This window comes from Pedobacter cryoconitis (assembly GCF_001590605.1).
In the GTDB taxonomy this organism is placed as follows: domain Bacteria; phylum Bacteroidota; class Bacteroidia; order Sphingobacteriales; family Sphingobacteriaceae; genus Pedobacter; species Pedobacter cryoconitis_A.
This window is the reverse complement of the sequence record NZ_CP014504.1, coordinates 1,019,153-1,032,591: the sequence shown is the minus strand read 5'-3', so window position 1 is coordinate 1,032,591 and position 13,439 is coordinate 1,019,153. Positions and strand designations below refer to the sequence as shown.

Below are 13,439 nucleotides of genomic sequence, written 5' to 3'. Positions count from 1 at the left end.
TGTAAAAATCAAAAACCCAAACAAATGAGAAAAAATCTATACTTAATTTTAATATTAATGATTGCTTTTAACGCAGGCGCCAATGCGCAGACGATAAGTGGAATCATTAGTCACAATACCGAACCGCTTAGCGGAGCAAATGTCAAAATTGAGGGCAAAAAGCTGGAAACCAGTACTGACAAGGAAGGACATTTTGAATTAAAACTTGAGCCAGGTACTTACAATCTGATTGTGAGTTATATCGGTTACAACCAAACCGTTAGAAAAGTAACTTTAGTTAAAGATCAACAGTTGAACCTGGAGCTGGCACTTGATCCAAGCAATACTATGGATGAAGTTGTTGTAGTTTCTTCACGTAAACCGAGTAAGGTTAGTGAAATTCCAGGAACAGTATGGATCATTGACAATCAACGTTTACAGGAACAGATTAAAGGTGGTGTTAGCTTAAAAGAGGCTTTAGCCAGATTGATTCCTGGTTTGGACGCCGGTCCTGAAGGCCGTACAAACTTTGGTCAGAACTTAAGAGGCAGAAATGTCCTGGTGATGATTGACGGTGTTTCTTTAAACAGTACAAGATCGGTCAGCAGACAGTTTGATTCGGTTGATCCTTTTAACATTGAACGCATTGAAGTACTTTCTGGAGCAAGCTCAATTTATGGTGGCGGCGCAACGGGTGGAATTATCAATATTATCACTAAAAAAGGACAGGCTGGCCCTCCTGCTTTCACAACTGAAGCTGGTATCCGCAGTGGTTTAAAACAAAATGCTGATCATGATGTGCGTTTTGCGCAGTCTATTTCTGGTGGCAGTGAGAACTTTAAAGGCAGAATTGGTATTGCTTATCAGAAAAACAATGCTGCTTTCGATGCGAATAACAAACAGATCTTCACAGATATTACACAAACAGATTTACAGTACAACCAATCTTTTGATATTTTCGCAAATACAGAATTTAAGTTGACTGCCAAACAAACTTTGAAAGTAAATGCACAGTATTACAATTCTGGTTATGTAGGTAATAAAGATCTTTTTCTAGGTGCTAATTATGCTGGTTTATTAGCTAAACCAGAGCTTTTAGAAATGAGAAATGGTTTTTCATCCTCTGTAAAACCACAAACATCACGTGCATCGATCAATGCTGAATACCATGCTTCGGATATTTTAGGTGGCCAGGATTTATATATCCAGGGATCAAGCAGAAATGAAAAATTCAGCTTCCACCCTTTCCCTGGTCAGGTGATTAACCCGGCGATACCCGGTGGCCGCCTTATTTATGCAGGTTCTACGGTTCAAACGACCAGATATAGTGCGGTGAAGTTAGTGCTTGCCAAACAATGGTCAGCTTTTAATTTAACTTATGGTGTTGACGGTGATAATGAAAACTTTATTGGTAATCAAACTGTATTTGACAGAGCGCTTGCTGCTTCAAGCGGTGGAATGATCAACAATGGAATTGCAACAGTACGCCGTTATCCTGGTGTTGATATCAATAGTCTTTCTGGTTTTATGCAGGCGCAATGGAATCTGACAAGCAAGTTGAGTTTATCAGGTGGTGTCAGACAGCAAAGAATGTATGTAAAAGTTGCCGATTTTGTTGGAATTAATGCACAAGTACCTATTATTTTTGGTTTAGGTAAAACTGCTGCTACTATTCCAGGTGGTAAAAGTAACTATGACGTTAACTTGTTAAATGGTGGTCTGGTTTACAAAATCTCTGCACCTGAGCAGGTTTGGGTTAACTTTGCACAAGGTTTTAACCTGGCTGACCCGGCTAAATATTATGGTCAGGGTACTTATGCGCTAAATGGTGCAAACTGGGATTTAGTTAAAGGAAGCAGTGTAACCACATCTCCACTTACAGGATTAAAAACCAACCAGTTAGAAACAGGATGGCGTCATCGCGGTAAAGTACTGAATGCACAGGTTGCTGCTTTCTATTCCTGGTCTGATAAAGACATGAAAACAAATACAGCCAACTTCGCTGTTGAAGTAATTGACCGTAAGCAACGTAATTTTGGTGCTGAAGCTTCTGTCTCAGCGACCTTACCAAGTGGTTTTGAAATTGGTGGAAATGGTTTGTATATCAAATCTCAATTCAAAGCGGATGACTCGTGGAAATCACAGGATATCAGCAATGCAAGTCCGTCAAAAGCAACCGCATTTATTGGATGGAGCAATAAGTCAATTGGATTTAAAGCGCAAGGCTTTCACTCTTTTGACTTGAAAGACAATGTGAACAACGAATTGAAAGGATATACAACAGTAGATTTGTTAGGCCATGTTAAGTTACCTCTTGGAACGTTATCATTTGGTGTACAAAACTTATTAAATAAAGAGTATCAAACTATCTGGAGTAAACGTGCTCAGGTTCTTTACAGCACGTTGGGGGTTCCTCAAACTTATTATTACTTAGGCAGAGGTCGTACTTATAACGTAAGTTATACGATTAACTATTAGTAGCTGGTATTCGATTTTAAAGGGGGCATCCAAATGGTTGCCCCTTTTTTTGTTAACCTGATTATATGATTACAGGAGAAATACCGTTGATGATAATAGAACCCTAAATAACAAAAATGAAATTCTATCAGCATTCTATCCTTCTGCGAGAAAGAAAAAGAGGTTTTCACCTGATTACTTCTGATATTCTTCAGGCGTTTCCGGAAATCAGTACGCTAAAAACGGGTATTTGCCAGGTTTTTATTCAACATACCTCTGCTTCGCTAACGATTAATGAGAATGCTGACCCGACAGTACGCCATGATTTCGAAATATTTTTCAATAAAGCAGTTCCGGAGAATGATCCGGATTATCTGCATGATGAGGAAGGATCGGACGACATGCCTGCCCACCTGAAAACAGCTTTGCTGGATACCTCTTTGATGATTCCAATTCGTAATGGGCGTTTAGCGCTCGGTACATGGCAAGGAATTTACCTATGTGAACACCGTAATTATGGGGGTTCAAGAGCAATCCTGTTAACTGCCTGGGGAGAATGATGCAGGCAAAATGCCAGCGAATCATACAATCTATTATGCATTTGAATATATTTGAAGACCGAAATATAAAATCGGCTTACAAACAGGTATCAACCTCTCCAATCAAATTATTCATATGAAAAAAATAATTGCGGTAAAATCAAAAAAAGAACTTAAAACATTTATTGATTTTCCTCATGAGCTTTACAAAAATGATCCGTACTATGTTCCGGAATTGTTCATTGCTCAAAAAGATTTACTAACTACCCACCCTTTTCATAAGCATTCTTCGCTGCAGACTTTTTTGCTGTATGATGGAGATCAGGTAACTGGTCGTATTGCCGCAATCCAGAATAACAACCACAATATTGCAAACAATTCCAATGATGGTTTCTTCGGATTTTTCGACTGTATCAATGATGCAGAGAGTGCATCTTTATTGTTTCAGGAAGCTGAAAAATGGTTAAAAGCGAAAGGCTTGACTAAAATGATCGGCCCGGTTAATTTCTCTACCAATGAACCTTGCGGTTTACTGATACAAGGTTTTGATTCCCGCCCAGTAGTGATGATGCCTTATAATGCGTCTTACTATCCTGCGTTGCTGGAACAAAATGGCCTCGCGAAACAGGTAGATCTGATTGCCTGGAAGTGGGATGGTGATGCTTATGATGACCGTTCTGTACAATTAATGGATAAATTGCAGTCACGTTTGTTACGAAGCAATATTACTATCCGTAAAATTAACATGAAAAAATTCAAAGAGGAAGCAGAAAACCTTCGCGAAGTATACAATAAAGCATGGGATAAAAACATGGGTTTTGTGCCGTTGAATGATGAAGAATATGATTATCAGGCTAAAGATCTTAAAATGATTTTAGATCCGGATTTTTGCCTGGTTGCTGAACAGGAAGGAAAGATTGTTGGTTTTGGCGTAGCTATTCCGGATATCAATGAAATCCTGATCAAAATCAAAAGAGGAAGATTATTCCCTACTGGTATTTTTAAACTGCTGCTGAATAAGAAAAAGGTTTCTGGAATCAGGATTTTATTGCTGGGTGTAGTAGAAGGTTACCGTAAAATGGGAATTGAGGCTTGTTTATATGGAAATATCATTAAAGCTTATAAAGCTAAAGGATTAAAGTACGCAGAGGCATCATGGACACTAGAACACAATGATTTAGTGAACAATGCAATCAAGGCAATCAAGGGGGATCCTTATAAAAAATACAGAATTTACGAAAAAACAATTTAAGGCCCGAGAGGTATACATGAAGTTTAACAGTCATTTTTCAATTGCTCAGCGCCCGGGATTGCTGATCCTGTTTATCGTATTATTTTTTAATAGTGCGGGGCTTTTGGCGCAGCAAAAGAAAGCTGTTAAAGCAAGTAATGATCTTTCTTACCTGAGCGATTCGACGGTACTCAACAAGAGTGATTATCTGCTCAGGTTAGGTAAAGTGTTTGAAACTATCAACCAGGTACAGGTCACTACTTCTTCTTTTTATTTGCTGAAGCCTATCGCGATGCATTTAATGAAGGACGAAGCGGCAATCGGCTTGTTGAAAAACCGTCTGTCACAAAGTGACCGGACCCTGAATGTGCAGAATCTGCAAATGTACCAGACCTTGTTGGATGAATTGGAGACCAACAACTTAGGTTGTATGGATGACCTGCAGCGGTATGACAAAGAATTAAACGGGCTTAAAACTCAGATTCTTACGTTACGTAAGGATTCTGTGCTGATGAAAATCTTCAAAACAGATTCTTTAAAGCGGATGTTTAAGGCTGAATTTGTAGAGTTGGGTAAGAAACGCATTGTGATGGATAGCCTGATTAAATCCAATACCAGTTTAATCAACAATCTTCAGGCACGTACATCTGCTAATATTATCACAGTCAGGGAATTGAAGTATACAGCTGATAACCAACTTAATTCTGTAAGCATCAAAGCTTTTAGTAAGGAAAGACGGTATTTATGGGAATCGGTAGATCAAAAAGCGAATAAAAGAACCGACTTCCAGAGATTTATAAAAAGTGAGCAGCAAATTTCAGGTTATTATTTCGAGTATACGCAGGGCAGCAGATTTTTATTACTGGTGCTTGGGGCTGCTTTTTTCTTCTGGGTATATTTCAATTTTAAGAGCCTGAAGCAAAGAGGTAAATTAGAGTCGGTTAAAGATTTGAACTTTACTTTTATCAGGCAAAAACCTTACCTGATTACGCTGATCTTCATTTTAACACTGGCGCCTGTTTTTGACTTATTGGCTCCTGCGCTTTATATAGAGTCAATTCATGTTTTATTGGCATTGAGCATTACTGCGTTACTTTTTAACAGACTCCCGAGAGAGGTTTTTTACAAGTGGTGTATTTTTGTAGTGTTGCTTATTTTCCCGGTTATCTTGCGTTCTTTGGGAATGCCTGCGCGTTATCAACGCTGGTTATTATTGATATTCGGTATTGCCTCTCTTGTTTTTGGATTGTATAGTTACAAAATTTTAAAAGAGAAAGCCATAAAATACAGGCTATTGAAGAGTGTTGGTATCATTTACATCGTCTTTAATTTCCTGGCTATTAGCTGTAATTTGTTTGGCCGTTTTACTTTAACCCAGATTTTTTACAGTAGCGCTGTAAGTTCTTTACTACACGCAATCTCTTTGATTATCCTTGCAGGAGTGATTACTGAGGCTTTTTTATTGCAGATCAAAACGAGCAGGATCAAGAAGAATTATCCGGAGCATTTTGATTGGGAGCCGGTTGTAAAAAGTCTGCGTGGATTATTAGGTATCGGGGTATTTTTGATCTGGTTGACTCTATTATTGGTCAACCTGAACATATTTGACAGTTTATATACCACTTTAGTAGCTGTATTAACCGAAAAACGCAAAATTGGAACCCTTGTATTTACCTTTTGGGGCATTCTATTGTTCCTGATGATTATTTGGGTAGCCAACTTTCTGCAGAAATACATTGCTTACTTCTTTGGAGATACGGGTGATGATTCGCTGGATGATAACAAAGGGGAGCGTTCTAAATTGATAGTAACCAAATTAGTCTTGCTTATAGGTGGCTTTTTACTGGCCGTAGCGGCTTCAGGATTACCAATTGATAAGATTACTGTAGTACTGGGCGCTTTGGGCGTAGGTATCGGCTTAGGGCTTCAGAATATTGTCAGTAATTTCGTTTCTGGTATTATCCTGATTTTTGATAAAACTGTTCGTATTGGTGATGTGGTGGAAATCAGTGATAAAAAAGGCAGAGTTAAAGAGATAGGGATACGGGCAAGTACTTTATTGACTGACGATGGTGCGGAAATTATCATTCCGAATGGAGCTATTTTATCTAATAATATTATCAACTGGACGCTGACTAATAATCAGATGCGTGTAGTGATCGAGTTCTCCGTGAGTAATCCTTTCCAGCGAGAAGAAGTTATTGATCTGATTAAGGGTGTTGTCGCATCGAGTGATAACATTTTTACGAGTAAAGAGCCCAAGGTGATCATTGTTCCGAAAAACAAGGTCAGCAGTACGATTAAGGTTTATTTCTGGTGTAAGGATATCTCTATGGCTGAAAATACCAAGAGTACTATCAATTCGATAATTTTCGATGAATTAGAAGAAAAAGGAATTGAGATTTTATAAGTTTTTAAAACATTTGTCGGCTGATCACTGGCTCCCATAGATCCGAACATCTGTTTATATAGTCATTTACAGTTTCCTGCGTATAATTTTTAACCAGGGATTCACTATTAATATCGATAGTGCTATAAAGATGATTATATATCAAGTTTTCAAGGCTCTTAACAATTTTGTCTGCTTTATATTCTTTTGACATCTTACGTTCTGCATGGTATCATCGTATTATATTTCTATAATAGTTGAACAATTTACACACTTTTTCAAGGCTCAAAATGGGTCATATGTCCCAAAATTCAGATGACTTATTATCCTGTAAAAACACATAAAGCCATGCATTGCTGCAGAGCTTTATATGTTTTTACAGGCAATTTTCACTCCAGTTTTCGATAGCAAAATTGAGCTTAATTTTAGTTACTTTACTAATTTCACCGGCCGCAGTTTCACTAGCAGGTCAGATAAAAACCAATAAGGAAACCTATCATATTAAATAAACTAAAAAACTATATAAATTAAAAAATATATCTGAATAACAATTGATTATAAAAATCAAATTATCAAATGATAACTTAAATTATTATTATTTTTAACTTTCTCTAACAGCCTTTGTTAAGATTTCAACAGCCTCTTCAAGTTCACTTACCGTTAAATTTCCAAAACCTAATCTCATCGCCGTAAAGCTATCTGTCTGGTACAATAATTCCTGAGGAAGATGTAGATTTCTCTTCAAACAATTTTTACTGATCCGCATCAGATTAAGCTGAGGATTCCATTTTGTCCAGACCGATAGTCCACCGGGTGGAGAAGAAAAACTTAGCTCTTCACCGAGCTGTTTCTGTAGTAAATCCACAAAAGTATCCCGGCGTTCCTGATAGATTTTCACCGCCTTTTTAAGGTGGCGCTGAATCTCTTTTTCTTCTAGTAATTCGGCCAAAGCCTGCTCCATTAACATATCCCCTTGCCGGTCTACGAGCCTTCGGAATTTCGCCATTTCCCGGATTAGATTTTCAGGAGCAATTAAATATCCGGAACGGAAACCAGGTGCGAGTGATTTGCAAAATGAGCCGATATAAACGACCATCCCATTCGTGTCTGCACTTGCTAATGGAAGTACTGAATTACCATTGTAATGGAAGTCGTAGTCATAGTCATCTTCAAGAATGATAAAACCATAAGTGAGGGCAAGTTGCAACAACTCTACCCTGCGCTCCGCACTTAAGGTAACTGTGGTTGGATAATGATGATGTGGCGTAAGATATAACATCCTTATTTTTTTCGTTTTGCACAACTCACGGATCGCATTTACAGATATTCCATCTGCATCTACTGGAACAGAAATAATTTTGCCTCCACACTGCTGAAAACACATATTGGCGAGATAATAACTCAAATCACCAACGATAACCAGGTCTCCAGGTTCTATCAGCATACTGGATGCCATATAAATACTCATATGAATCCCCCTGGTAGTCAGTATATTATTTTTATTAATATGTAGTCCTCTGGTATTGTTCAGATAAGACGCCAGGGTTTCTCTAAAATATTCATTTCCTTCTACGTGTGAATAACCAAAATGTTTATAGTTGGTTTTACTCTTCAGGATTCCACCATAAACCTTAGATAGTCTGTCCAGCGGAAGCAGCCTGATATCTGGCAGACCATCGTTAAATTCCAGTCCTGCTGTGGAACTAACAGTTAATACATCAAGCAAAATGCTTTGTTTGAAACGATACCCGGTTTCTGCGGGATAACTGGTCAGAAATTTTTCATCGTAAGGTTGCAGGGCAATATTTTCCTGCGGCCCTTTGTTCCTTACAAAAGTGCCTTTATTAGGCCTTATTTCAGTCCATCCCTGAGCATCCAGCTCATCATATGCTGCAATAATGGTTTTTCTGTGAACTTTCAGGTCTTCTGCAAGGCTGCGCGTTCCAGGCAACTGAACTCCAGCTAAAAGCACCCCTCTTTGTATTGCATTGATCATTTGATGGGCAATTTGAAGGTATACAGGACGGTCTAATAACCGATCTATACGGATAACACTTGGAAAAGAAATTTGAACCGGACTACTCATAAACTTAAAACTGGTACCTATTAACTATCCGGCAAGGTAATACTTTTGGCATAAACTAATGAAATCAATGGAACTAGAAGAGCTTCTTCAACATATAGTCAGTAATGATCACCTACACGCACGCTTCCTGAATACACTCTCTTTACAGGAGAATATCGGGGCCAGGAAGATATCAGCGAACGAAAGACCGGAAACATCAACCTATATGGTTTTAAAACATGCAGCAGAAGAACACCGGCATGCCTTCTATCTGAAGAAACAAATAGCCAGACTAAATGCAGCCGCCTGTCCTACTTATGAACCGGACTACCTGCTAGCACCTTATAGCAGCAAGTATTACCTGAATAAACTGGACCTGATGACCAGCCGCTATTTAAGGGATAACCTGCAGTTAACTGGTTCAGCCTTAAAATTTGCAGCTTATTTATTGGTAACCTATGCGATTGAGGTACGTGCAGATCTGATTTACCCGATTTATCAAGCCGTACTTGCGCAGCATAAGAGCAAAGTGAGTGTACGTTCTATCATCCTCGAAGAGCAAGGTCATCTGGAAGAAATGACTGTACAACTCAAAAAATTCTCCACAACTTGGGAGAGTCATGCAGAAAAGATAACTACTATAGAAGCCACTTTATATCAAAATTGGATCAATGACTTAGCTAAAGCTGTATAAAATGATACGTGGCGCTGATGAAATGATGCTCGATAAATTAAGGTTAAGAAAGACTGACTCTACTTTCCGTAGTTTAAAGACAGAGAACAACTTATATGATTTTAGTTCAAATGATTATTTAGGTTTTTCACACTCAGCAGAGCTGCGTCAGGCAATTGACAAAGCTTTAAAAAAGCATCCAAACGCATCAAATGGCGCAACAGGTTCAAGGTTACTTAGTGGAAATTCTGCTTTCACGGAAGCGCTTGAAGAAGAGATTGCAAGTTATCACCAGAGTGAAAGTGGATTGATCTTTAATTCTGGTTATACTGCGAATTCAGCCCTGTTTTCCTGTCTGCCGCAGAAAGGTGATACCATTCTTTATGATGAGTTCATTCATGCTTCTGTGATTGATGGCGCAAGATTGAGTTTTGCTGCACGGTTCAAGTTCAGCCATAATAATCTGGAAGACCTGGAAAAGAAGCTAAAAAGAAGTACTGGGGCTTGTTATGTTGCGGTTGAAAGCATCTATTCAATGGATGGAGATAGTGCTGATCTAATTGGGATTGCCGCTTTGTGTGCAAAGTATCAGGCATATTTAATCGTTGATGAAGCACATGCTTTTGGTGTGACCGGAACTGGATTAGTCGATTCTCTGGGAATACAGCAGCAGGTATTTGCGCGCCTGGTTACGTTTGGAAAAGCGCTAGGCTTACATGGCTCAATTATATTAGGCACTGATTTACTGAGAGATTACCTCATTAACTTCGCGCGTCCCTTTATTTATACTACTGCCCTACCCTTTTCCAATCTTTTAGCGATACAAACTGCCTACAGGCATCTTTTAAGACATCCTGAACTACAAATTACCTTACGCTACAAATCTTCGCTCCTGAGGGCTAATTTACCGCTCCAGCATCAAATAAAATGCAGCAATAATATAGGAGCAATAAATTGCCTGGTTATTTCTGGCAATACAAAAGTCATCCAGTTCAGTCATCTATTACAAAGTAAAGGTTTTGACGTGCGCCCAATTTTAGGCCCAACTGTTCCAAAAGGAAGTGAAAGGCTGCGGATTTGTATACATACCCACAATACCGACAATGAGATACTTGAATTATGCCATCATATCAAACAACAGAGCCAATAAATTATATGGACAAGAAGCCTTTATTCATCACTGGCATTGGTACCGAAGTCGGAAAAACCATTGTTTCTGCCGTAATTACTGAACAATTGAAAGCTGATTACTGGAAACCAGTACAAGCCGGAGATTTGGACAACACGGACACTAACAAAGTAAAACAACTGATTAGCAACACCAAAAGTGTTTTTCATCCTGAGACTTTTCAATTCGAGATGGCTGCATCACCACATCGCGCTGCAAAAAGTGAAGGAATTGAAATACGCGTCCAGGATTTTCATCTTCCCGAAACAGACAATCAGTTATTGATCGAAGGCGCAGGAGGATTATTTGTCCCACTCTCTAATCGGTTTCTGATGATTGACCTGATCCGGCTTTTAGGGGCAGAAGCCATACTGGTAGTGAGAAATTACCTGGGCTGTATTAATCATACCCTATTAAGCATCCATGCATTAACAAGTAAAAATATTCCATTGAAACATCTGGTGCTCAATGGGGATTTCGATTTTGACACCCTGAATGTCCTGCTCCATCATCTGCCAAAAAACAGTACATGGAGTAAATTACCTGAATTCACAACAATCAACAGAGATTCGATTGCAAATGCACCTTTTCAGTTTAATCCAATTCCAATTATCAATTAAATTTATTGAGCATGAACAGTAATACGACTATACGCAATGACTGGTCTATCCAGGAAATCGAAAACATTTATCATCAGCCGCTGCTGGAACTTATTTATCAGGCTGCAACGGTGCATCGCCAGTGGCATAAGGCAAGTGAAGTACAAGTTTGCACTTTGTTGTCTGTAAAAACAGGGGGATGTCCTGAGGATTGTTCTTATTGCGGGCAAGCTGCCCGTTATCATACAGGAATTACCGTAAAAGCATTAATGTCAAAAGATGACGTAGTGGCGATTGCACAAAGAGCTAAGGATTCTGGCTCTTCTCGATTTTGTATGGCCGCAGCATGGCGAGAAGTACGTGACAACCGGGATTTTGAAAATATCCTTGAAATGGTACAGGGTGTAAATGAGATTGGTTTAGAGGTTTGTTGCACACTCGGTATGATCACTGAAACACAAGCTGCAAGGTTACAAGAGGCCGGATTATATGCTTATAATCATAACCTGGACACTTCTAAAGATTACTATCAGGAAATTATCAATACGCGTACCTATGACGACCGGTTATCCACCTTGAACAATGTCAGAAAAGCAGGAATTTCTGTGTGTTCTGGTGGAATCATCGGGTTGGGGGAAACGCATGCAGACCGGATCAATATGCTCCACACTTTATCAACACTGGCACAACATCCTGAGTCCGTTCCGGTAAATGCATTGGCAAGGGTAAAGGGCACGCCTTTAGCTGACTTACCAAAAGTTGATTCTTGGGAAATGGTCAGAATGATTGCTACAGCAAGGATCCTGATGCCAAAATCTATGGTCAGGTTAAGTGCCGGGCGCGCAGAAATGACAACAGAAGAACAGTCCTGGTGTTTCATGGCTGGAGCCAATTCTATCTTCACAAGTGAAAGTGAAGAGTTGCTGGTTACACCAAATCCAAGGTTAGATGATGACCGTAAAATGTTTGAGCTGTTAGGCCTAAAGCCTATGCAAAAAGAAAAAATAACAAACACAATACCATCATTATGAACTTAATAGAAGAAGATACTTTAAGTTTAACTGAAAGAGACCTAAAGGTTATCTGGCATCCTTATACCCAAATGTTAAATGCCATCATCCCTACAGCAATTGTACGTGCTGAAGGCAGTTATTTATTTGATGAGGAGGGTAAATGCTATATAGATGCGATATCTTCATGGTGGGTAATTCTCCATGGCCACTCCCATCCTTATATCGCAGACCGGGTATCGGCACAAATCAAAAAACTTGACCAGGTGATTTTTGCAGGCTTCACTCATGAGCCTGCGGTTGAACTTGCTGAAAAGCTTTTAGGTCTCCTGCCTCAAAATCAGGAGAAAGTATTTTATACAGATAACGGGTCTACATCTGTAGAGGTAGCTTTAAAAATGTGCATGCAATACTGGCACAATCAGGATAAACCGAAAATCAAGGTAATGGCTTTTCATAATGGATATCATGGGGATACTTTTGGCGCGATGTCGGTTAGCGGCCGCAGCGCATGGACAGCTCCATTCGATGCTTATTTATTTGAAGTGTTTTACATTGATCTTCCAACAGCAGAAAATTTACCTGAGCTGAAGAAACAGATCTCTGCGATAAGTGATCAGCTGGCGTGTTTTATTTACGAACCTTTGGTTCAAGGTTCTGCGGGAATGTTAATGTACGGGGCTGCCGAATTGGATGAGTTAATGAGACATTGCAGATCGGAAAAAGTATTAATGATACAAGACGAGGTTTTTACCGGGTTTGGGCGCACAGGAAAACATTTTGCTGCAAATCATTTGGTGGAAGAACCTGATGTGATGTGTTTTTCTAAAGGTTTAACGGGAGGAACAATGCCTTTGGGAGTAACTACTTGTTCGGAAGAGATTTATAATGCCTTTCTATCTAAAGATAAGATGAAGACTTTGTTCCATGGCCATTCTTTTACAGCGAACCCACTGGCTTGTGTAGCAGCTTCAGCGAGCATTGATTTATTGCTAATGGAAGAAACTCAACAGCATATAGACCGGATTTGCCGCAAACATGCTGGCTTTATTCAAAAGATAAGGAAGCATATGCGGGTAGAATCAGCAAGACAAACAGGAACAATTCTGGCCATTGAATGGCGTACGGAGACCGGCACTTCTTATTTTGATGACTTAAGGAATTTATTATATGATTACTTTTTGAATAAGGGGATTTTAATGCGTCCGCTGGGAAACGTAATTTACGTTTTACCGCCTTATTGTATCAGTGATCAGGATCTTGACCGCATTTATGGAGAGATTGAGGGAGCACTGGAAATTTATTAAACGCAGGTGGGGCTTTTTGGAG

Annotated in this window: 10 protein-coding genes; 9 read left to right on the top strand and 1 reads right to left on the bottom strand. The window is 39.2% G+C overall.

Annotated elements, in window-relative coordinates:
* The first annotated feature begins 24 nt into the window (after positions 1–24).
* From AY601_RS04430 to AY601_RS04415, 4 genes are all read left to right on the top strand, one after another.
* Positions 25–2,457, top strand: coding sequence for a TonB-dependent receptor (locus AY601_RS04430; RefSeq protein WP_084359093.1), 2,433 nt, complete (start codon positions 25–27; stop codon positions 2,455–2,457).
* Positions 2,458–2,573: 116 nt separating this feature from the next.
* Positions 2,574–2,996 (top strand): secondary thiamine-phosphate synthase enzyme YjbQ, encoded by a 423-nt coding sequence (locus tag AY601_RS04425; RefSeq protein WP_068397018.1) that lies wholly within the window; start codon positions 2,574–2,576, stop codon positions 2,994–2,996.
* Between the two features lie 115 nt (positions 2,997–3,111).
* Entirely contained in the window at positions 3,112–4,227 is a 1,116-nt protein-coding gene (locus AY601_RS04420; protein WP_068397015.1) for a hypothetical protein, read from the top strand.
* A 16-nt stretch (positions 4,228–4,243) separates the two neighbouring features.
* Positions 4,244–6,616, top strand: coding sequence for a mechanosensitive ion channel family protein (locus tag AY601_RS04415; RefSeq protein ID WP_084359091.1), 2,373 nt, complete (start codon positions 4,244–4,246; stop codon positions 6,614–6,616).
* A 580-nt stretch (positions 6,617–7,196) separates the two neighbouring features.
* On the opposite strand, the gene AY601_RS04410 is transcribed toward AY601_RS04415, so the two are convergent.
* Entirely contained in the window at positions 7,197–8,681 is a 1,485-nt protein-coding gene (locus AY601_RS04410; RefSeq protein WP_068397012.1) for a PLP-dependent aminotransferase family protein, read from the bottom strand.
* 67 nt (positions 8,682–8,748) lie between these two features.
* On the opposite strand from AY601_RS04410, the gene AY601_RS04405 reads away from it, so the two are divergent.
* From AY601_RS04405 to bioA, 5 genes are read left to right on the top strand one after another with little or no spacing between them, the layout of a single operon-like run.
* On the top strand, positions 8,749–9,354 hold the full coding sequence (locus AY601_RS04405) for a hypothetical protein (protein WP_068397009.1): 606 nt from the start codon (positions 8,749–8,751) through the stop codon (positions 9,352–9,354).
* Between the two features lies 1 nt (position 9,355).
* Positions 9,356–10,483, top strand: coding sequence for an aminotransferase class I/II-fold pyridoxal phosphate-dependent enzyme (locus tag AY601_RS04400; protein ID WP_068397006.1), 1,128 nt, complete (start codon positions 9,356–9,358; stop codon positions 10,481–10,483).
* A gap of 5 nt (positions 10,484–10,488) precedes the next feature.
* Positions 10,489–11,121 (top strand): dethiobiotin synthase, encoded by a 633-nt coding sequence (bioD, locus tag AY601_RS04395; protein WP_068397003.1) that lies wholly within the window; start codon positions 10,489–10,491, stop codon positions 11,119–11,121.
* An 11-nt stretch (positions 11,122–11,132) separates the two neighbouring features.
* Entirely contained in the window at positions 11,133–12,131 is a 999-nt protein-coding gene (bioB, locus tag AY601_RS04390) for a biotin synthase BioB (RefSeq protein WP_068397000.1), read from the top strand.
* Positions 12,128–13,417 (top strand): adenosylmethionine--8-amino-7-oxononanoate transaminase, encoded by a 1,290-nt coding sequence (bioA, locus tag AY601_RS04385; protein WP_068396998.1) that lies wholly within the window; start codon positions 12,128–12,130, stop codon positions 13,415–13,417. Before bioB ends, bioA begins: the two co-directional genes overlap by 4 nt.
* The last annotated feature ends 22 nt before the right edge of the window (positions 13,418–13,439 follow it).

Excerpts from the sequence above, each read along its gene's own strand:
- bioA (WP_068396998.1), top strand. The coding sequence starts at position 12,128 with ATGAACTTAATAGAAGAAGATACTTTAAGTTTAACTGAAAGAGACCTA.
- AY601_RS04400 (WP_068397006.1), top strand. The coding sequence starts at position 9,356 with ATGATACGTGGCGCTGATGAAATGATGCTCGATAAATTAAGGTTAAGA.
- AY601_RS04425 (WP_068397018.1), top strand. The coding sequence starts at position 2,574 with ATGAAATTCTATCAGCATTCTATCCTTCTGCGAGAAAGAAAAAGAGGT.
- AY601_RS04430 (WP_084359093.1), top strand. The coding sequence starts at position 25 with ATGAGAAAAAATCTATACTTAATTTTAATATTAATGATTGCTTTTAAC.
- AY601_RS04410 (WP_068397012.1), bottom strand. The coding sequence starts at position 8,681 with ATGAGTAGTCCGGTTCAAATTTCTTTTCCAAGTGTTATCCGTATAGAT.
- bioB (WP_068397000.1), top strand. The coding sequence starts at position 11,133 with ATGAACAGTAATACGACTATACGCAATGACTGGTCTATCCAGGAAATC.
- AY601_RS04420 (WP_068397015.1), top strand. The coding sequence starts at position 3,112 with ATGAAAAAAATAATTGCGGTAAAATCAAAAAAAGAACTTAAAACATTT.
- AY601_RS04415 (WP_084359091.1), top strand. The coding sequence starts at position 4,244 with ATGAAGTTTAACAGTCATTTTTCAATTGCTCAGCGCCCGGGATTGCTG.
- AY601_RS04405 (WP_068397009.1), top strand. The coding sequence starts at position 8,749 with ATGGAACTAGAAGAGCTTCTTCAACATATAGTCAGTAATGATCACCTA.
- bioD (WP_068397003.1), top strand. The coding sequence starts at position 10,489 with ATGGACAAGAAGCCTTTATTCATCACTGGCATTGGTACCGAAGTCGGA.